Source organism: Pseudomonas orientalis (genome assembly GCF_002934065.1).
GTDB classification, from domain to species: domain Bacteria; phylum Pseudomonadota; class Gammaproteobacteria; order Pseudomonadales; family Pseudomonadaceae; genus Aquipseudomonas; species Aquipseudomonas orientalis_A.
Genome location: NZ_CP018049.1, coordinates 3,362,022 through 3,380,761, shown reverse-complemented (window position 1 = coordinate 3,380,761; position 18,740 = coordinate 3,362,022). Strand labels below are relative to the sequence as shown.

Here is an 18,740-nt window from a genome sequence, read left to right as displayed (position 1 = left end):
TGCAGCTTGCATGATCGGGCCTTGCCGGGATTGCACAAAGCACAACCGTCGCCGCTGTTGGCGTGAGATGCTGAACAATCGGATGGAACCCTTGGCGCATTTGCTTGACCTAACCCTTAGACTTCAGGAGGTGAAGCATGCAAATCGAAACTATCTGGATCGTACTGGCGGTGGTTCTGCTGCTGCTGGAACTGTGGGCAATCAATATCGTATTGCGCAGCACCGGCGGCTGGGAGACCAAGGGGTTGTGGGTGGTGGTGCTGATCTTCGTGCCACTGTTGGGGCTGATCGCGTGGGCGATGTTCGGGCCCAAGCGTGGCGCAACAGCGTAAACACTGAGCGTTCAGCCAGGAAAAAGGCGCCCCATGGGGCGCCTTTTTTATTGCTTTGCAATGATCAGCCCGCGACAGCCTGGGCGATCGCCTCATTGAACGCTGGCAAATCGTCCGGCGTGCGTGAGGTGATCAAGGTCCAGCCATTGGCTTTGCATTCCTGCACCTGAGCATCGACCACGCTGGCGGCGCCGGCGTTTTCCAGGTCGATACGCACGCTTTTATACGCGGTCAACGTCTTGCCTTTGACCACGCCCGCGTCGATCAGCGTCCAGGGGCCGTGGCAGATTGCGGCAATGGGCTTGCCGGCCTGGGCGAACTCGCTGATCAAGCGCAGCGCGGCGCTATCCTGGCGCAGGGTGTCGGCATTTACGGTGCCGCCGGGGATGACCAGCGCATCGAAGTCGGCGCCGACCACGTCTGACAGTTGCACGTCGGACGCCACGGTCTGGTCCTTTTCCGTATCGCCCACGAAGGTCTGGGTGATGCCGCCTTTGCTGGAAGCGTGCGTCACGGTCGCGCCATAACCACGCAAGGCTTGCAAAGGCTTGAGCAGTTCGTCGCGCTCGATGCCGGTGTTGGACGTGATGATCAGGATTTTCTTACCGTTGAGTTGCGCACTCATAAGCGGATATCTCCTGTGTGGGTGAGTTGATTACTTGGCGTATTTGCTTTGCAGCGCCTTGGCTTTTTCCAGATGAGCTTCCAGAGTTGGCAGGGTCTTGGTGGCGAAAGCCTTCAACTCGGCGTTGTCCGAGGACTCAGCTTCCTTCTTGAACAGTGCCACGGTTTTTTCGTGAGCTGCCACTTGGTTGTTGGCGTAGGCCTTGTCGAACGATTCATCGCGCATTTCCAGGATGGCTTTCTTCGCCTTGTCGGTCAGGGCGGCGTCATCCGGTACTTCGATATCGAGTTTTTTTGCCAGCGCCATCAGGTCCTGATTGGCCTTGGTATGGTCGGTAATCATGTGCTGCGCGAAGGTTTTCACGTCGGCCGAGCTGCTTTTTTCCAGCGCCAGTTTGCCGGCTTCCACTTCGGTGATACCGCCTTGGGCGGCATTCTCGACAAAGTCGTTGGAGGTTGCGGCCATCGCAGTGGAAATCGAGCCTGCAACCAGCGCGAAGGTCAGGCCCATTTGTTTCATCAGTCGAGTCGTCATGGTGTCTCTCCTTGGAAATGGCGTGATGCCGTTACGTGACTGTTGAACCGATGCCTGGGCGAAAGGTTTAATTTTTTTTTGTGCGCATTGACCGAACGGCAGACGTGGCAATTTCCTTGAACTAATCCAAATTCGCAGGGTTCTGCTGCATAGGGTCGTCGCTGTGGGCGGCCTGTCATTACCAGGAGATTGCACCGTGACTGATCACAAGCCCGCCGATAAAACCCCCGAACCTATCAGCTCCGAAGACGCACAAAAGGGCAATGCTGATGGCACTAAAGGGCAGACCCTGGAACGTCCGAACCCCAAGACCGAAACCATCGACAAAGTCCTGACGCCGACCTCGATCAAGGACCTCGAACGCCAGACGGATGCTATCAACGAGAAGCTCAGCAAGGGGCAGTGAGCATGGCCCGTTCCATCAGCGCATCGGAACTGGGCATCGAGCTCAAGGCTGACGATGACAGCAGCCTGTTCAAGTGGTTTATCGCCAGCTTTCTGATGGGCAAGCGCATTCAGGCACCTATTGCTGCGCAAGCCTACAAGGTGATCGTTGAAGAGGAGGGCCGCGACACGCCGCGCAAATTACAGCACTGTACGTCGCGGCAGTTGGTCGCCATGTTGGGGCGCGCGCATTATGTGCGCTACGACGAAACCACCGCGCAGCGCCTGCTGGACCTGAGTGCCAAGCTCAATGCCGATTACAGCGGCAAGATCACGCGGATGCTTGAGGCCAGCGATGGCCGCCAGGCGTTCGAAAAGCGTCTGGGTGAGTTCGACGGTGTCGGGCCCAAGACCATCGAGATCTTCATGCGCGATGCCGCCACGGTGCTGTTTTGAGCGCACCGTTGTATGTGGGTTGTGCCGGCTGGAGTTTGCCCCGCGACCATTGGCCGGCCTTCGTTGAGCAAGGCAACCATTTGCAGCGCTACGCCTCGCGTTTCAGTGCGGTGGAAATCAACAGCTCGTTTTATCGACCCCACTTGCCGAAAACCTATGAGCGCTGGGGAGAGTCCGTGCCTGCGGGGTTTCGTTTTTCAGTCAAGGTGCCCAAGCGGATCACTCACGAGTTGCGTTTGCGACAATGTGAAACCGCTTTGGACGAATTTCTCGCGCAATGCCTGCAGCTGAACGACAAACTCGGTTGCCTGTTGGTCCAGCTCCCGCCATCCCTGAGTTATGAGCCGCTGATTGCCCGCGCCTTTTTCGAGGCGCTGCGCCAGCGCTTTGCCGGTGCCGTGGTGCTGGAACCGCGCCATGCCAGTTGGCTCGCGGCTGGGAGTTTGTTGCAGGCATTGGAGATCGGTTGGGTCATCGCCGACCCCGCAGTGATTGCCGCAGGCGACGCCTGGCAGGGCGTGCGTTATTGGCGCCTGCATGGCTCACCACGGATTTACCACAGCGCCTATGGGCCCGAGCGGATGCAGGCGTATGCGCGTTTGTTGCGCCAATCGATTGAAGAGGGCATTCCCACCTGGTGCATCTTCGATAACACGGCCAGCGGCCATGCGGTCGCCGATGCCCTGCACTTGCTAGACCTCCACCCGTCGCACCTCCAGGCCTGATTGCACGTAAGCCTCCATGTTCGGCGCATCCCATTCGGTAATCAGTGTATGGATACGGCTGCATGGCGCCACCACGAATGGCTCCACCGCGCCGAGTTTGTCCGAGGTGGTCACGGCTACCACGTGGGACGCGCTGTCGAGCAAGGCTTGCTTGACCGCTACTTCAGCAAAATGCACTGACGTCATGCCCACTTGCGGGTGCAGTGCGCACACGCCGGTGAACAACAGGTCGGCCTTGATACTCTGGATCAGACGCACCGCTTCATGGCCGCCGGTGGAAAGGGTGACGGGATTGAGTTGGCCACCCGCCAGAATCACCGTCACGTGCGGATGATCCGCCAGGGCGATGGCAATCATAGGCGATGGGCTGACCACGGTCAGGTGGAGTGAGTGGGGCAATGAGCGGGCGATTTGCAGGGTGGTGGAACCGGAATCGAACAGCACGATCTGGCCGTCTTCTACCTGGTCCGCAGCCAACTGTGCCAGGCGGCGCTTGGCCTCGTCGGTCTCGCCGACCCGGGTGAAGAAATCCTTGCCGGTGTCCTTGGGCCGGGGCAGGGCGCCGCCGTGTACGCGTTGCAACAGCCCGGCGGCGGCGAGTTCGCCGAGGTCGCGGCGGATGGTGTCCGGGGATACGGCGAAATGCTCGACCAGTTCTGACGCGGTCACTTTGCCGTCGCGCTCCAGCAACAGCAGAATTTTTTGTTTGCGCAAGGAAGGCAGGTCGACAGGGTGATGAGTGCTTTGCATGTTTGTGCGCTTTATTGCGGTTTTATGCAAGATTAAGCGTCGAGGGCTATAAATGCAACGGCTGGCTGGCTGAGCGATCGCCGGTTACTCTCAGTGTTCAGTTCAGGGAGAGGTGACCCGATGTCGTTGATCACAACCATCGAAGACTTACGCAAGCTTGCGCAAAAACGTGTACCCCGGATGTTCTACGACTACGCCGATTCCGGTTCCTGGACTGAGAGCACCTACCGCGCCAATGAAAGCGACTTTGCGCGTATCAAGTTCCGTCAGCGCGTGGCGCGCAATATCGATGAACGTTCGATTCGAGCCAGCATGATTGGCCAGGACATGGCCATGCCGGTAGCGCTGGCACCTACGGGCCTGGCGGGCATGCAGCACGCCGATGGCGAGATCCTCACCGCGCGCGCCGCTGCGGCATTTGGCCTGCGCTATACCTTGTCGACCATGAGCATCTGTTCGCTGGAAGACATCGCCGAGCATGTCGGCCAGCCCTTCTGGTTCCAGTTGTATGTGATGCGCGACCGGGGGTTTATCGAGCGCTTGATCGAGCGCGCCAAGGCGGCGGGCGTTGATGCGTTGGTGTTGACGCTGGACTTGCAGATCCTCGGGCAGCGTCACAAGGACTTGATCAATGGCCTGTCCGCGCCGCCCAGGCTGACCCTGCCGAACATCCTCAACATGATGACCAAGCCGCGCTGGGTGATGGGCATGCTCGGCACCCGGCGCCGTGGTTTCGGCAATATCGTCGGGCATGTAACGGGCGTGGCCGACATGAGTTCGCTGTCGGCGTGGACCGCCCAGCAATTCGACCCGCGCCTGAGCTGGGACGATGTGGAGTGGATCAAAAAATGCTGGGGCGGCAAGCTGATCATCAAGGGCATCCTCGATGTGGAGGACGCCCGCCTGGCGGCCAATACCGGCGCCGATGCGTTGGTGGTGAGCAATCACGGTGGCCGCCAGCTCGATGGCGCGCCGTCGAGCATCAGCCAATTGCCGGCGATTGTCGAGGCGGTGGGCAATCGCATGGAAGTGTGGCTCGATGGTGGCATTCGCTCCGGCCAGGACGTACTCAAGGCCATGGCGCTGGGCGCCAAGGGCACGATGATCGGGCGCCCGCACCTGTATGGCTTGGGGGCGATGGGCGAAGCGGGCGTGACCAGAGCGCTGGAGATCATCGCCCGTGAGCTGGATGTGTCGATGGCGCTGTGTGGCTATAACGATATACGCGATGTGAATCGCGAGATCCTGCTGCCTGGCACGTTTCCTGACGGCGTTTGATGGGCAAAAAAAACTGAAAAAGTAAAAAGAGTTGTCCACGAAAACCGTGGGTATCTCTGTGGATAACTTTGCAAGGGCCCGGCAGCGTTGGCGATTTAAGCAGCGGTCAATATTTGATCAACTTTCAATGACGGCCAATATGGGCAGGGTTTGCGCTTGACAGGCATTGGCCAAACCAGTGCCGAAAAGCGCATTTATGAGTCGCCATCTCGGCCTGTGGAGTGGGTGACCACTGGTGATGGCATCGTCGTTTGCATGAGCTTGTGCAGTGCCAGGCCATAATTGCGTCCGGCCAGGCTCATGCTGTTGTTATGGCCGGCACCCGGTACCAGTAACAGCCGTTTGGGTTCCTGGGCGGCTTCAAATAATTGCTGGCTGAAACGTGGTGGTACGTAGCGGTCATCGAGACCATGCACCACCAGCAATGGCATATGGATATCAGCCATCTTGTCGATGGAGTCGAATTTCTGCGACAGCAACCAACGCACCGGCAATGAAGTATTGGCAACGGCGGTGGCGACATCCCCCAGGGAGGTGAATGTGGATTCGATCACCAGTCCGCGTACCGGCAGCGGTACCTGCCGGCTCAACTCTGCGGCGAGGTCGATGGCCACCGCACCACCCAGGGAATGGCCGTAGATCAGGCGTTTGCCAGGGTCCGGTTGCAAGGTTTGAAAGCGCTCCCAGGCGATGCGCGCGTCTTCATACACCGTGGTTTCCGAAGGCAGGTCGCCCTGGCTTTTGCCAAAACCGCGATAATCGATGGCCAATACCGAATAGCCCAGGGCATGCAACTGTTCGATGCGAAACAGCTGGCCGGTGAGGTTCCAGCGCACGCCGTGCAAGTAGAGGATGGCGGGCGCGTCTTTCTGCGCGGCCGGGTACCACCAGCCATGGATATTCTGGCCGGATTTGAACGCGGCGGGCTTGATATCGAACTCCTGCACGGTGCTTGGCAGGCCGGTGTACCAGCCTGCGGTGCCCGGCTCGATGCGAAACACCAGTTCGCGCTCCTTGTGTTGCAGCACGGCGCAGCCGACCGGCAGGCCGACGATCAACAGGGCCATGCACAGCAGCACAAACCTGCGCAGGCCCCGGCGGGGCATAGAACGAGATGACATGAAGGTTCCAGGACAAAGGCGAAGCACGGGTTGTATCAGATGGCCTGACCCTGAGAGAAATTAATGCGACGGCCGTAACGCGCGATTGCTTGCAAAGTGTTGCAGCGACGCACGCGGGCAACCTGCTTGACGCTGCGTGACCTGCACGAGATGCTCCGCGTTTTGAACAAAGGCCCGACCATGGACAACAGCCCCGTGCGCATCACCGCCGAAGAAACCCTTTCGGACAACTGGTACCTCTTGAAGAAATACAGCTTCGACCTGCGCCGTCGCGACGGCAGCTGGCAAGCCCAGACCCGCGAGGTGTATGACCGGGGCAACGGTGCAACCATCCTGTTGTACAACCGTGAGCAACGTACGGTGCTGTTGATCCGCCAGTTCCGCATGCCCACGTTCGTCAATGATTACCCCGGTTACCTGATCGAAGCGGCGGCGGGATTGCTCGACAACGCCAGCCCTGAAGAACGCATCCGCCTGGAAGCCGAGGAAGAGACCGGCTATCGCGTGGGGCATGTCGAGAAAATCTATGCGGCGTTCATGAGCCCGGGGTCGGTGACCGAACGCATTCACTTCTTTATCGGCGAGTACCAGGCGGGCGACCGGGTCGGCGTCGGCGGCGGCTTGGCGGAAGAGGGCGAGGATATCGAAGTGCTGGAGCTGGGATTCGAGCAGGCGCTGGGGATGGTGGCCAGCGGGGAAATTGTGGATGGCAAGACCATCATGCTGTTGCAGCATCTGGAACTGCGCATGTTGAAAGAACGGTGGTAGCTCGATCGAGTATGAAGATCAAAAGGTGGGAGAGGGCTTGCTCCCGTGGCGGCCTATAGCTATCTGACTGATGCCCCGCGTTCCAAATGTGGGAGGGGGCTTGCCCCCGATGGCGGCCTGACAGCCGACCAGGATGTTGGATCAAGGCGAGTACATATCCGTTGCTGCGGTAACGGCGGCTTAGGGTTCCGCCCTGACGGCGGCTCACTTTTGAAAAGCGCAAAAGTAAGCAAAACGCTCTTGCCCCACCACTCGGCACCTCGCTTAGGCTCGGTGTGCCCGTAATCCGATATTGATTTGGGGGGCCGCCGCCACGCGCCATCCATGGCGCGGGGCGGCTACACCGGCATCCCTGCCGGTTTACCCCCCAAATCATTATCGGATTACGGCCAGCGTGGTTTAACGGGGCGCTTAAGATCAAGAGCCAGATCAAGAGCGACTCGCTTCGCATCGTGGTTACCGTAAGCTGCTACACAGTTGTGTAGATACCCATGGCCATCGGGGGCAAGTCGAATCGTCGCACCGCCCTCCCACATTCGGACCGAGGTGTATCAGTGGGTCACCGCCGACTGATGGCTATTGTCAGAAATTTCCCACAGGAGTACAAATGTACTCCATGACGACCCTGACCCCCCGCCGTACCGCCATCCTGACCTTCATCCGCGACCGCATCGCGCAGCAAGGCCAGCCCCCCAGTCTCGCCGAGATCGCCGAGGCATTCGGCTTTGCCTCGCGCAGTGTCGCGCGCAAGCATGTGGTGGCCCTGACCGAAGCCGGTTTTATCGAGGTCAACCCCAACCAGGCCCGTGGTATTCGCCTGCTCAACCAACCGCCGCGCCCGGAGTGGCTGGATATCCCGGTGCTCGGCCGTGTGGCCGCGGGCCTGCCCATCGGTGCGGATGCCGAAGTGCACAATCGGCTGCAACTGGACCCGGCCACCTTCGCCAGAACCCCCGACTACCTGCTGCGCGTGCAGGGCGATTCGATGATCGAAGACGGCATTCTCGATGGCGACCTGGTAGGCGTGCGCCGCAGTGCCGAGGCCTTGAACGGGCAGATTGTGGTGGCGCGCCTGGACGGTGAAGTCACCATCAAGCGTTTCGAGCGCACGGGCGACAAGGTGCGCCTGCTGCCGCGCAACCCGGTGTATCAGCCTATCGTGGTCGGGGCCGATCAGGACCTGGCCATCGAAGGGGTGTTCTGCGGCCTGGTGAGGCAAGGCTGATGGGCGCCGTGGTTGCCCTGGACTCGCTGTTCAATGGTGGGCGCGTCTGGAAGGGCCGGCCCGCCGCGCCACCGGCCAGTGTGCATCCCACAGGGCTGGCGGCGCTGGACGCGGTGCTGCCCAGTGGCGGCTGGCCGGAGGCGGCCTTGAGTGAAATCCTGATGGCCCGGGACGGCGTGGGCGAACTGCAACTGGTGCTGCCGACCCTGGCGCGCTTGTCGGCGCTGGGCGAGCGCATTGTGCTGGTGGCGCCGCCCTACACGCCGTACCCCCACGCCTGGCAGAACGCTGGGGTGGATGTGCGCCAGCTCGCGGTGATCCAGGCCCAGGAGCGCGATGCACTGTGGGCGGTGGAGCAATGTCTGCGTTCGGGCAGTTGCGGCGCGGTGCTGTGCTGGCCGCACAAGGCCGATGACCGGGCCTTGCGCCGTTTGCAGGTGGCGGCGGAAACCGGGCAGACCCTGGCGTTTGCCTGGCGCTCCTTGAGTGAGGCGATCAATCCATCACCGGCCGCCTTGCGCCTGGCGGTCGAGTCACGGCCGGCACAAGTGCGCGTGCTCAAATGCCGGGGCGGCCTGGCCCACCCGGCGCCGATTGCCCTGGCGGGGCATTGAGGTTGCCATGCGCTGGGTCTGTATCGTTTTCCCGCAATTGGCGCTGGACGCCGTGCTGCGTGCCCATCCCGAGCCCGATCAGCCGCTGGCACTGCTGGCCGGTACGCCGCAGCGGCGCGTGCTGCAAACCGTCAATGCCGCCGCCCGTGCCCTGGGGTTGCGTCCCGGCCAATCGCTGACGGCGGCGCATGCGCTGACCAAGGCCTTTGCCTGCGCTGAATACGACCCGCTGGACATCGAGCGCTGCCAGCAATTTCTGGCCGCCTGGGCCTACCGCTTCAGTTCCCAGGTCAGCGTGTATTACCCGCGCGCCTTGCTGTTCGAGATCGAGTCGAGCCTGGGCCTGTTCGGGCCCTGGCCGCAGTTCGAAGCGCGCTTGCGCCAGGAGTTGACCGAGCTGGGCTTTCGGCACCGCATCGTCGCCGCGCCCAATCCAGCGGCGGCGCGGGTGTTGGCCAATCGTTACGATGGCCTGGCGGTAGCCGATGACATCGCCTTGATGCAGGCCCTGGCGCCGCTGCCGGTCGACCGCGCCGGGATTGACCCGCAGGCCGCCACCGCCTTGTCGCGCATGGGCCTGCGCACGTTGGCCCAGGTGCAGGCGCTGCCCCGGCATACCCTGGCGCGGCGCTTTGACGCCAGCCTGCTCAAGCACCTCGACGCCCTGGCCGGGCAGCGGCCATTGGCCCTGGGTTTCTATCAACCGCCGGACCGGTTCGATGTGCGCATCGAGTTGAATTTCGACGTGCAATCCCACCAGGCCTTGCTGTTTCCCTTGCGCCGCCTGACCGCTGACTTGTCCGCCTTCCTGTGCGGGCGTGACAGTGGCGTGCAGCGTTTCGACCTGCACCTGGAGCATGCCCAGGCGCCCGACAGTGTGATCAAGGTCGGCCTGCTGAGTGCCGAGCGCGAGCCTTCAATGCTGTTCGAACTGGCCAGGGGGCGCCTGGAGCAGGTGCAAGTCACGGCACCGGTGCGCGGCTTTCGCCTGGTGGCCCAGGACTTGCCGGTGTTCGTGCCGCAGCGCCAGGACCTGTTCGATGACCGCCCGCACCAGACCCTGCCCTGGGAGCAACTGCGCGAACGCCTGCGCGCGCGTCTGGGCGATGAAGCGGTGCAGGGCCTGCGCTTTCACGCCGACCATCGTCCTGAATGCGCCTGGCAAACTTCAGTCGACCGCCAGCCATGCCCGACCTTGAACAAGGTGCGGCGCCCTGGCTGGTTATTGAGCCAGCCGACCTTGTTGGCGGAGCAGGGCGTACAGATCCTGATGGGACCGGAACGCATCGAATCCGGTTGGTGGGATGGCGCCGATATTCGCCGCGACTATTACCTCATCCAGACCCGCACCGGCCAGCAAGGCTGGGCCTACCGCACGGTGGGGCAACAGGATGGTTTGTGGTTGCAAGGCTGGTTTGCATGAATACCAACAGGCCACCATCCCCTGTAGGAGCGAGCTTGCTCGCGAAGAGAGTTAACGATAACGCGGGGCACCTGAATGAATGCGGTGCCCTTGGGTTTTTCGCGAGCAAGCTCGCTCCTGCAGGGACGGGGCAAGCATGAGTTACGCCGAGCTGCATTGCCTGTCCAACTTCAGCTTCCAGCGCGGTGCCTCCAGTGCGCTGGAATTGTTCGAGCGCGCCAAACGCCAAGGCTACAGCGCCCTGGCGATCACCGACGAATGCACGCTGTCGGGCATCGTGCGCGCCTGGCAGGCGGCCAAGGCGCTGGAGTTGCCGCTGATTATCGGCAGTGAAGTGCGCATCGAGAACGGGCCGACACTGGTGCTGCTGGTGGAGAACCTGAGCGGTTACCAGCACCTGTGCCGCTTGATCACCCTGGCCCGACGCCGCGCCGAAAAGGGCAGCTACCGCCTGCTGCAGGAAGACTTCGAGCAACCGCTGCCCGGTCTGCTGGCGTTGTGGGTGGCGCAGGACAGCGACACCCAGGCCAGCATCCAGTGGCTGCGCCGCACCTTTGCTGAGCGCCTGTGGCTGGCGGTGCACCTGCACTGCGGGCAAGACGATGCGCGCCATCTGGAGCAACGCCTGCAACTGGCGGCCAGCCTGCAGATCCCGGCGGTCGCCTGCGGTGATGTGCACATGCATGCGCGCGGCCGTCGTGCCCTGCAAGACACCATGACCGCCATCCGCCATCACGTCCCGGTGGCCGAAGCCGGCCTGCAATTGCACCCCAATGGCGAGCGGCACCTGCGCAGTCTCGATGCCCTGGCCGCGCTGTACCCCCAGGCCCTGCTCGATGAAACCCTGGCCATCGCACGGCGTTGCACCTTCGACCTTGGCCAGTTGCGCTATCACTACCCGCGTGAGCTGGTTCCCGCAGGCCATGATGCCGAATCCTGGCTGCGCACCCTCACCCGGGAGGGCATTGCCCAGCGCTGGCCCGAAGGCATCGACTCCAAGACCCTGGAGCAGATCGACAAGGAACTGGCGCTGATCAGCGAGCTGGGCTACGAAAGTTACTTCCTTACCGTGCACGACATCGTGCGCTTTGCCCGCAGCCGTTCGATCCTGTGCCAGGGACGCGGTTCGGCGGCCAACTCGGCGGTGTGTTTTGCCCTGGGTATCACCGAGATCAACCCGAGCCTGAGCAACGTGCTGTTCGAACGTTTCCTGTCCAGGGAGCGCAACGAGCCGCCGGATATCGACGTGGATTTTGAACACGAGCGCCGCGAAGAAGTGCTGCAATACGTCTTCCAGCGCTATGGCCGCACGCGTGCAGCGTTGACGGCGGTGGTCAGCAGTTACCACGCGACCGGCGCGGTGCGCGATGTGGCCAAGGCCCTCGGGCTGCCGCCTGACCAGGTCAACGCATTGGCCGACTGCTGCGGGCGCTGGAGCGACGACGCGCCGCCATTGGAGCGCCTGCGTGAAAGCGGCTTCGACCCGGACAGCCCGCTGCTGCGCCGCGTACTGACCCTGACCGGGCAATTGATCGGCTTTCCCCGGCATTTGTCCCAGCACCCCGGCGGCTTCGTGATTTCCGAATACCCGCTGGACACCCTGGTGCCGGTGGAGAACGCCGCCATGGCCGAGCGCACCATCATCCAGTGGGACAAGGACGACCTCGACGCCGTCGGCCTGCTCAAGGTGGATATCCTCGCCCTGGGCATGCTCAGCGCGATCCGGCGCTGCTTCGATTTGCTGCGCCGCCATCGCCACCAGGATTGGAGCCTGGCAACTATTCCCAAGGAAGACCCGGCCACCTACGCGATGATCAGCAAGGCCGACACCATCGGCGTGTTCCAGATCGAATCGCGGGCGCAGATGTCGATGTTGCCCAGGCTCAAGCCGCAAACCTTCTACGACCTGGTGATCGAAGTCGCCATCGTGCGGCCGGGGCCGATCCAGGGCGGCATGGTGCATCCGTATTTGCGGCGCAGGAACAAGGAAGAACCCACCACGTATCCGTCGCCTGAATTGAAAGTGGTGCTGGAGCGCACCCTGGGCATCCCGTTGTTCCAGGAACAAGTGATGCAGATCGCCATGGTCGCCGCCGACTACAGCCCCGGTGAGGCCGATCAGTTGCGCCGCTCCATGGCCGCCTGGAAACGCCACGGGGGCCTGGAGCCACACCAGCAGCGGCTGCGCGACGGCATGCTCAAGAACGGCTACACCGAAGCCTTTGCCGCGCAGATTTTCGAGCAGATCAAAGGCTTTGGCAGCTATGGTTTTCCCGAGTCCCACGCGGCCAGTTTTGCCTTGCTGACCTACGCCAGTTGCTGGCTCAAATGCCATGAGCCGGCGGCTTTCGCCTGCGCGCTGATCAACAGCTGGCCAATGGGCTTCTACAGCCCGGACCAGATCCTGCAGGACGCGCGCCGTCATCGCCTGCAGATCCGCCCGGTGGACGTGCAGGCCAGCGACTGGGATTGCAGCCTGGAACCCATCGACGGCGCGCAACCGGCGATTCGCCTGGGGCTGCGCATGATCTCGGGCTTTCGCGAAGACGATGGGCGGCGCCTGGAGGCCGTGCGCCAGCGCCGGGTGTTCAGCGACATCGCCGACCTCGACGCCCGCGCCGGCCTGGATGCGCGTGCCCAGGCCTTGCTGGCGGATGCCGGCGCCTTGCGCGGCTTGGCCGGTAACCGGCATCAGGCCCGCTGGGAGGTGGCCGGTGTGCAGACCCAACTGGGCCTGTTTGCCGGCCTGCCGAGCCCCGATGAAGCCGATGTGGCATTGCCTCAACCCACGGTGAGCGAGGACTTGCACGCCGATTACGCCACGCTCGGCACTACCCTGGGGCCGCACCCTTTGACGCTGCTGCGCGCGGAACTGCGCAAGCGCCGCTGCCGCAGTTCCCAGGAACTGCTGAGCGTGGAGCATGGGCGCAATGTGAGCGTGGCCGGGCTGGTCACCGGGCGCCAGCGTCCCGGCACCGCCAGCGGTGTGACCTTTGTCACCCTGGAAGATGAGTTCGGCAACCTCAATGTGGTGGTCTGGCGCGACCTGGCCGAACGTCAGCGCAAGGCCCTGGTCGGCTCGCGACTGCTCAAGGTGGACGGGCGCTGGGAGGCGGTGGGCGAGGTGCGGCATTTGATCGCCGGGCGCCTGACCGACCTGTCGCCGCTGCTCGATGGCATGGTGGTGCGCAGCCGGGATTTTCACTGAGGCCAGTGGTTTATTCAGCTCAAGTTCGACAAGATGAAACCATCTACCGCCGCCGCGCTCCAAAAGTTGCAACAGCCTTGCCATTGCCCAGAGCCCGATCATGCAATTTTTATCCAACTCCCACGGCTGTGAAGGCTGGGCCGGTGAAATGGCCCAGCGAATTCGCGCGTTTGACTGGTCAGGCACCGACCTCGGCCCGATCGATCGCTGGTCCACCAGCCTGGCCTGTACCGTGCAGATGATGCTCGCTTCGCCCGTGCCGATGGTGATGCTGTGGGGGCGCGCCGGTTACATGATCTACAACGACAGCTACTCGGTGTTCGCCGGCGGTCGCCATCCGTACCTGCTGGGCACGCCGGTGGAGCTGGGCTGGCCGGAAGTGGCCGAGTTCAACCGGCATGTGGTGGACACCTGCCTGGCTGGCGGCACCTTGTCGTTCAATAACAAGGAGCTGGTGTTGTCGCGTCATGGCAGGCCGGAAACCTTGTGGCTGGACCTCTACTACAGCCCGGTGGCCGGGGATGACCAGCAACCGGCCGGGGTGCTGGCGATCGTGGTCGAGACCACTGAACTGGTCAAGTCCGAGCGGGTGCGCCAGGAGCTGACCCATAATCTGGAGCAGCGCGTAGCGGCCGAAGTGCAGGCGCGTTCCGCTGCCGAGGAGCAGTTGCGCCAGTCGCAGAAGCTGGAAGCGATTGGCGGCCTGACCGGCGGCGTGGCCCACGACTTCAACAACCTGCTGCAAGTGATCGCCGGCAACCTGCACCTGCTGGCCCGCCATGAACCGGACAACGCGCAAGTGCAGCGGCGCGTCTCCGCCGCGATTGCCGCCGTGGAACGCGGGGCCACCTTGTCCTCGCAACTGCTGGCGTTTGCGCGGCGTCAGCCCCTGTCGCCGGCGGTGTACAACCCGCAACGTATCTATGCCGGCCTGGGTGAGCTGCTGCAACGCGCGCTGGGTGAAACCATCCATATCGACGTGCAGTTGCCGCAGGATTCCTGGTGCATCAACGTCGACCGCAACCAGCTGGAAAACGCGCTGCTCAACCTGGCGATCAATGCCCGCGATGCCATGCAAGGCGAAGGCGTGATTCGCATCACCGGCGAAAACATCATTCTCAACCCGGCCGAATGCGCGGGCAAAAGCATCAAGCCCGGCGAGTATGTGCGCCTGGCGGTCACCGACACCGGCGTGGGCATGCCGTCGACGGTACTCAAGCGGGCGTTCGAACCGTTTTTCACCACCAAGCGCGAAGGGCAGGGCACTGGCCTGGGGCTGAGCATGGTGTTTGGTTTTGTCCGCCAAAGCGGCGGGCATGTCGACATCTGGAGCGAAGAGAACAAAGGCTCGGTGGTGCAGATGTATTTCCCGCGCAGCCTGGAACCGGAACATGCCGAACCGGACATTGGCCTGGAGAGCCCTTGCACCGGCCAGGAAACCATTCTGGTGGTGGAGGACAACGAAGGCGTGCGCCTGACCGTGGTGGAGCTGCTCAAACAGTCGGGCTACACCGTGCTGACCGCCGAAGACGGCGATCAGGCCATGGCCAAACTGCAGTCCGGCCTGCAACCGGAACTGATCTTTACCGATGTGGTGATGCCCGGCCGCATCAAGAGCATCGACCTGGCCAACTGGGCGCGTGAGCAGGTGCCGCCGATTCCGGTGCTGTTCACCTCCGGCCACACCCGCGACATTCTTTCCTCCAATCATCTGCTGAGCGCCGACATTAATCTGTTGAGCAAACCCTACAGTCCCGACGCCCTGACGCAACGGGTACGCAGCGTTCTCACCGCCAGACAAGGTTGTTCATGACTTCACAGCACAACACTCCTCCATCGACCGTCCAGCACACCGGCTTCGTGCGGGTGCGCGGCGCTCGCGAACACAACTTGCGTAACGTCGACGTGGATATTCCCCGCGATGCCCTGGTGGTGTTTACCGGTGTGTCCGGTTCCGGCAAGTCGTCCCTGGCGTTTTCTACCGTGTATGCCGAGGCCCAGCGTCGCTATTTCGAATCGGTGGCGCCCTATGCGCGACGCCTGATCGACCAGGTCGGCGTGCCGGATGTCGACAGTATCGAAGGCTTGCCGCCCGCCGTGGCCCTGCAACAGCAGCGTGGCACGCCGAGTGCGCGGTCCTCGGTGGGCAGCGTGACCACCTTGTCGAGCCTGATCCGCATGCTGTATTCCCGCGCCGGCCGTTACCCGCCGGGGCAGGCGATGCTGTACGCCGAGGACTTTTCGCCGAACCTGCCCCAGGGCGCGTGCCCGCAATGCCATGGCCTGGGCCGCGTGTATGAAGTGACCGAAGCGCTGATGGTGCCCGACCCGTCCCTGACCATCCGCCAGCGCGCGGTGGCGGCCTGGCCGCTGGCATGGCAGGGCCAGAACCTGCGGGACATCCTCGTGACCCTGGGTTACGACGTGGATATCCCGTGGCGCGACCTGCCGAAAAAACAGCGCGACTGGATCCTGTTCACCGAAGAAACCCCCACCGTACCGGTGTACGCCGGCTTCACCCCGGCGCAGACCCGCGATGCCTTGAAACGCAAGCTGGAGCCCAGTTACCAGGGCACTTTCAGCGGTGCGCGGCGCTACATCCTGCACACCTTTGCCCACACCCAGAGCGCGCTGATGAAAAAGCGCGTGTCGCAGTTCATGCAAGGCAGTGCCTGTCCGTTGTGCGAGGGCAAGCGGCTGACCCGGGCGGCGCTGTCGGTGAAGTTTGCCGGGGTGGATATCGGTGAGCTGTCGCAACTGTCCCTGACCCGCCTGGCCGAGCTGCTGCGGCCGGTGGCGGCGGGGCAGGACAAGATGAAACTGTCGGTGGAAAAGCGTTTGGCCGCCCAGCGCATCGCCGAGGATCTGCTCGAACGGGTCACGACCTTGATCGAGCTGGGCCTGGGCTATCTGTCCCTGGAGCGCAGCACGCCGACGCTGTCGTCCGGGGAGTTGCAGCGTTTGCGCCTGGCCACGCAACTGGGCTCGCAATTGTTCGGAGTGATCTACGTGCTGGACGAGCCTTCGGCGGGCCTGCATCCGGCGGACGGCGAAGCCTTGTTCAGCGCGCTGGCGCGTTTGAAAGCGGCCGGCAATTCGCTGTTTGTGGTGGAGCATGACCTGGAAACCATGCGCCGCGCCGACTGGTTGATCGATGTCGGCCCGGCCGCCGGCGAGCACGGCGGGCAAGTCCTGTACAGCGGCCCGCCTGCGGGGTTGGCGGATGTCGCCGCGTCGCAGACCCGTGACTACCTGTTTGCCCAACCGCGGGCCTTGAACCCCACCCGGCGGGAACCCAGTGGCTGGCTGAAGCTGCAAGGGGTGACGCGCAACAACCTGAAGAACCTTGCCGTGGATTTCCCGCTGGGCTGCTTCACGGCGGTGACCGGGATTTCCGGTTCGGGTAAATCCAGCCTGGTCAGCCAGGCGCTGCTGGAACTGGTCAGCAGCGGCCTCGGGCGCGTGCTGGAAAGCACCGACGAGCCCAGCCTGGAAGACGCTGCGCCTGTCGCCAGCGAAGGGCGCATCAGCGCCGGGCTGGAGCAGATCCGGCGTCTGGTGCAGGTGGACCAGAAACCCATCGGCCGTACGCCGCGCTCCAATCTTGCGACCTATACCGGGCTGTTCGACAACGTGCGCAAACTGTTCGCCGCCACGCCGGCGGCGAAGAAGCGCGGCTACGACGCGGGGCAATTTTCCTTCAACGTCGCCAAGGGCCGGTGCCCGAACTGCGAGGGCGAGGGGTTTGTCAGCGTCGAGTTGCTGTTCATGCCCAGCGTGTATGCGCCATGCCCGACCTGCCACGGGGCGCGTTACAACCCCGAGACCCTGGCGGTCAAATGGCAAGGCTTGAGCATCGCCCAAGTGCTGGGCCTGACTGTGGAGGAAGCAGTCGAGGTGTTTGCCGAACAGCCCGGCGTGCTGCGCGCCCTGCAGGTGCTGCGCGATATCGGCCTGGGCTATCTGCGCCTGGGCCAGCCGGCCACCGAGTTGTCGGGCGGTGAAGCGCAGCGCATCAAGCTGGCCACCGAGCTGCAACGCACGGCGCGGGGCGCCACCTTGTACGTTCTGGACGAACCGACCACCGGGCTGCATCCCAGGGATGTCGACCGCTTGCTCAGCCAGCTCAATCAATTGGTGGAAGCGGGGCATACCGTGGTGGTGGTCGAGCATGAAATGCGCGTGGTGGCGCAGAGCGACTGGGTGATCGATATCGGCCCCGGCGCCGGCAATGCGGGCGGGAAGGTGGTTGCCAGTGGTACGCCGCAGGCCGTCGCCGGCAGCAAGGACAGCCGCACGGCGCCGTTTCTGGCGCGTGAACTTATCTAGGCGGTTCAAGGTGGGAGGGGGGCGCCGATAGCGGTGGGTCAGGTAAATGGATAGTGACTGATCCGCCGCCATCGGGAGCAAGCCCCCTCCCACAATTTGATCGCGTTCAGGCCGAAGGCTTCATGCATTCGATAAAGCGATCCACCCTGGTCTTGGCAACCTCCAGCAAATGCCACCCATCCCAATGTTGAAATACAGACAAATGTGGGAGGGGGCTTGCCCCCGATAGCGGTGGGTCAGGTAAATGGATAGTGACTGATCCGCCGCCATCGGGAGCAAGCCCCCTCCCACAATTTGATCGCGTTCAGGCCGAAGGCTTCATGCATTCGATAAAGCGATCCACTCTGGTCTTGGCAACCTCCAGCAAATGCCACCCATCCCAATGTTGAAATACAGACAAATGTGGGAGGGGGCTTGCCCCCGATAGCGGTGGGTCAGGTAAATGGATAGTGACTGATCCACCGCCATCGGGGGCAAGCCCCCTCCCACAATTTGATCGCGTTCAGGCCGAAGGCTTCATGCATTCGATAAAGCGATCCACCCTGGTCTTGGCAACCTCCAGCAAATGCCACCCATCCCAATGTTGAAATACAGACAAATGTGGGAGGGGGCTTGCCCCCGATAGCGGTGGGTCAGGTAAATGGATAGTGACTGATCCGCCGCCATCGGGAGCAAGCCCCCTCCCACAATTTGATCGCGTTCAGGCCGAAGGCTTCATGCATTCGATAAAGCGATCCACCCTGGTCTTGGCAACCTCCAGCAAATGCCACCCATCCCAATGTTGAAATACAGACAAATGTGGGAGGGGGCTTGCCCCCGATAGCGGTGGGTCAGGTAAATGGATAGTGACTGATCCGCCACCATCGGGGGCAAGCCCCCTCCCACAGTTTGATCGCGTTCAGGCCGAAGGCTTCATGCATTCGATAAAGCGACCCACCCTGGTCTTGGCAACCTCCAGCAAATGCCAC

At 62.7% G+C, this 18,740-nt stretch carries 16 protein-coding genes; 12 read left to right on the top strand and 4 right to left on the bottom strand.

The genetic code is table 11. The features are described 5' to 3' along the window. The first annotated feature begins 137 nt into the window (after positions 1-137). Positions 138-332 carry a hypothetical protein gene (locus BOP93_RS15125; protein ID WP_104503277.1) on the top strand — a complete coding sequence of 65 codons (195 nt, stop codon included), beginning with the start codon at positions 138-140 and terminating at the stop codon, positions 330-332. A 64-nt stretch (positions 333-396) separates the two neighbouring features. Here BOP93_RS15125 and BOP93_RS15120 read toward each other — a convergent pair whose 3' ends face one another. Together BOP93_RS15120 and BOP93_RS15115 are read right to left on the bottom strand one after the other, a co-directional pair. Then, positions 397-957: a type 1 glutamine amidotransferase domain-containing protein gene (locus tag BOP93_RS15120; RefSeq protein ID WP_104503276.1), complete on the bottom strand. Its 561-nt coding sequence runs from the start codon at positions 955-957 to the stop codon at positions 397-399. Between the two features lie 30 nt (positions 958-987). Further along, entirely contained in the window at positions 988-1,491 is a 504-nt protein-coding gene (locus BOP93_RS15115) for a DUF4142 domain-containing protein (protein ID WP_104503275.1), read from the bottom strand. Between the two features lie 196 nt (positions 1,492-1,687). Here BOP93_RS15115 and BOP93_RS15110 point away from each other — a divergent pair, with 196 nt between their 5' ends. Genes BOP93_RS15110 through BOP93_RS15100 form a run of 3 tightly spaced genes read left to right on the top strand, consistent with a single transcriptional unit; the run spans position 1,688 to position 3,056 of the window. Beyond that, positions 1,688-1,897, top strand: a complete 210-nt coding sequence (locus BOP93_RS15110; RefSeq protein ID WP_104503274.1) for a hypothetical protein — start codon at positions 1,688-1,690, stop codon at positions 1,895-1,897. Between the two features lie 2 nt (positions 1,898-1,899). Beyond that, complete coding sequence (locus BOP93_RS15105) at positions 1,900-2,331, top strand: DNA methylase (RefSeq protein WP_104503273.1); 432 nt, start codon at positions 1,900-1,902, stop codon at positions 2,329-2,331. Continuing rightward, positions 2,328-3,056, top strand: coding sequence for a DUF72 domain-containing protein (locus BOP93_RS15100; RefSeq protein WP_104503272.1), 729 nt, complete (start codon positions 2,328-2,330; stop codon positions 3,054-3,056). Before BOP93_RS15105 ends, BOP93_RS15100 begins: the two co-directional genes overlap by 4 nt. Here the strand turns inward: BOP93_RS15100 and BOP93_RS15095 are convergent. Beyond that, complete coding sequence (locus BOP93_RS15095) at positions 3,024-3,806, bottom strand: DeoR/GlpR family DNA-binding transcription regulator (RefSeq protein WP_104503271.1); 783 nt, start codon at positions 3,804-3,806, stop codon at positions 3,024-3,026. The two genes, BOP93_RS15100 and BOP93_RS15095, sit on opposite strands and share 33 nt — an antisense overlap. Before the next feature lie 120 nt (positions 3,807-3,926). Here BOP93_RS15095 and BOP93_RS15090 point away from each other — a divergent pair, with 120 nt between their 5' ends. Continuing rightward, complete coding sequence (locus BOP93_RS15090; RefSeq protein WP_104503270.1) at positions 3,927-5,084, top strand: alpha-hydroxy acid oxidase; 1,158 nt, start codon at positions 3,927-3,929, stop codon at positions 5,082-5,084. Between the two features lie 194 nt (positions 5,085-5,278). Here the strand turns inward: BOP93_RS15090 and BOP93_RS15085 are convergent, their stop codons facing one another. After that, positions 5,279-6,205 carry an alpha/beta hydrolase gene (locus BOP93_RS15085; RefSeq protein ID WP_104503269.1) on the bottom strand — a complete coding sequence of 309 codons (927 nt, stop codon included), beginning with the start codon at positions 6,203-6,205 and terminating at the stop codon, positions 5,279-5,281. Positions 6,206-6,385: 180 nt separating this feature from the next. On the opposite strand from BOP93_RS15085, the gene BOP93_RS15080 reads away from it, so the two are divergent. From BOP93_RS15080 to uvrA, 7 genes are all read left to right on the top strand, one after another. Next, positions 6,386-6,973, top strand: a complete 588-nt coding sequence (locus BOP93_RS15080) for an NUDIX domain-containing protein (RefSeq protein WP_104505295.1) — start codon at positions 6,386-6,388, stop codon at positions 6,971-6,973. 607 nt (positions 6,974-7,580) lie between these two features. Further along, positions 7,581-8,198 (top strand): transcriptional repressor LexA, encoded by a 618-nt coding sequence (gene lexA, locus BOP93_RS15070; RefSeq protein ID WP_104503267.1) that lies wholly within the window; start codon positions 7,581-7,583, stop codon positions 8,196-8,198. Next, positions 8,198-8,812: a translesion DNA synthesis-associated protein ImuA gene (gene imuA / locus BOP93_RS15065; RefSeq protein WP_065891791.1), complete on the top strand. Its 615-nt coding sequence runs from the start codon at positions 8,198-8,200 to the stop codon at positions 8,810-8,812. The genes lexA and imuA overlap by 1 nt, the downstream gene beginning before the upstream one ends. A 7-nt stretch (positions 8,813-8,819) precedes the next feature. Beyond that, complete coding sequence (locus BOP93_RS15060) at positions 8,820-10,235, top strand: Y-family DNA polymerase (protein ID WP_104503266.1); 1,416 nt, start codon at positions 8,820-8,822, stop codon at positions 10,233-10,235. A gap of 136 nt (positions 10,236-10,371) precedes the next feature. Beyond that, positions 10,372-13,443: an error-prone DNA polymerase gene (locus BOP93_RS15055; RefSeq protein ID WP_104503265.1), complete on the top strand. Its 3,072-nt coding sequence runs from the start codon at positions 10,372-10,374 to the stop codon at positions 13,441-13,443. Positions 13,444-13,543: 100 nt separating this feature from the next. Next, positions 13,544-15,256 (top strand): ATP-binding protein, encoded by a 1,713-nt coding sequence (locus BOP93_RS15050; protein WP_065936986.1) that lies wholly within the window; start codon positions 13,544-13,546, stop codon positions 15,254-15,256. Then, the gene (uvrA, locus tag BOP93_RS15045; RefSeq protein ID WP_104503264.1) at positions 15,253-17,772 is read left to right on the top strand and encodes an excinuclease ABC subunit UvrA; all 2,520 of its coding nucleotides are present in this window, start codon (positions 15,253-15,255) and stop codon (positions 17,770-17,772) included. Before BOP93_RS15050 ends, uvrA begins: the two co-directional genes overlap by 4 nt. Positions 17,773-18,740 lie beyond the last annotated feature (968 nt).

Bases quoted from the DNA above. Each gene is read 5' to 3' on its own strand.
- BOP93_RS15125 (WP_104503277.1), top strand. From the start codon at position 138: ATGCAAATCGAAACTATCTGGATCGTACTGGCGGTGGTTCTGCTGCTG.
- BOP93_RS15090 (WP_104503270.1), top strand. From the start codon at position 3,927: ATGTCGTTGATCACAACCATCGAAGACTTACGCAAGCTTGCGCAAAAA.
- uvrA (WP_104503264.1), top strand. From the start codon at position 15,253: ATGACTTCACAGCACAACACTCCTCCATCGACCGTCCAGCACACCGGC.
- lexA (WP_104503267.1), top strand. From the start codon at position 7,581: ATGTACTCCATGACGACCCTGACCCCCCGCCGTACCGCCATCCTGACC.
- BOP93_RS15085 (WP_104503269.1), bottom strand. From the start codon at position 6,205: ATGTCATCTCGTTCTATGCCCCGCCGGGGCCTGCGCAGGTTTGTGCTG.
- BOP93_RS15050 (WP_065936986.1), top strand. From the start codon at position 13,544: ATGCAATTTTTATCCAACTCCCACGGCTGTGAAGGCTGGGCCGGTGAA.
- BOP93_RS15055 (WP_104503265.1), top strand. From the start codon at position 10,372: ATGAGTTACGCCGAGCTGCATTGCCTGTCCAACTTCAGCTTCCAGCGC.
- BOP93_RS15095 (WP_104503271.1), bottom strand. From the start codon at position 3,806: ATGCAAAGCACTCATCACCCTGTCGACCTGCCTTCCTTGCGCAAACAA.
- BOP93_RS15115 (WP_104503275.1), bottom strand. From the start codon at position 1,491: ATGACGACTCGACTGATGAAACAAATGGGCCTGACCTTCGCGCTGGTT.
- BOP93_RS15060 (WP_104503266.1), top strand. From the start codon at position 8,820: ATGCGCTGGGTCTGTATCGTTTTCCCGCAATTGGCGCTGGACGCCGTG.
- BOP93_RS15080 (WP_104505295.1), top strand. From the start codon at position 6,386: ATGGACAACAGCCCCGTGCGCATCACCGCCGAAGAAACCCTTTCGGAC.
- imuA (WP_065891791.1), top strand. From the start codon at position 8,198: ATGGGCGCCGTGGTTGCCCTGGACTCGCTGTTCAATGGTGGGCGCGTC.
- BOP93_RS15120 (WP_104503276.1), bottom strand. From the start codon at position 957: ATGAGTGCGCAACTCAACGGTAAGAAAATCCTGATCATCACGTCCAAC.
- BOP93_RS15105 (WP_104503273.1), top strand. From the start codon at position 1,900: ATGGCCCGTTCCATCAGCGCATCGGAACTGGGCATCGAGCTCAAGGCT.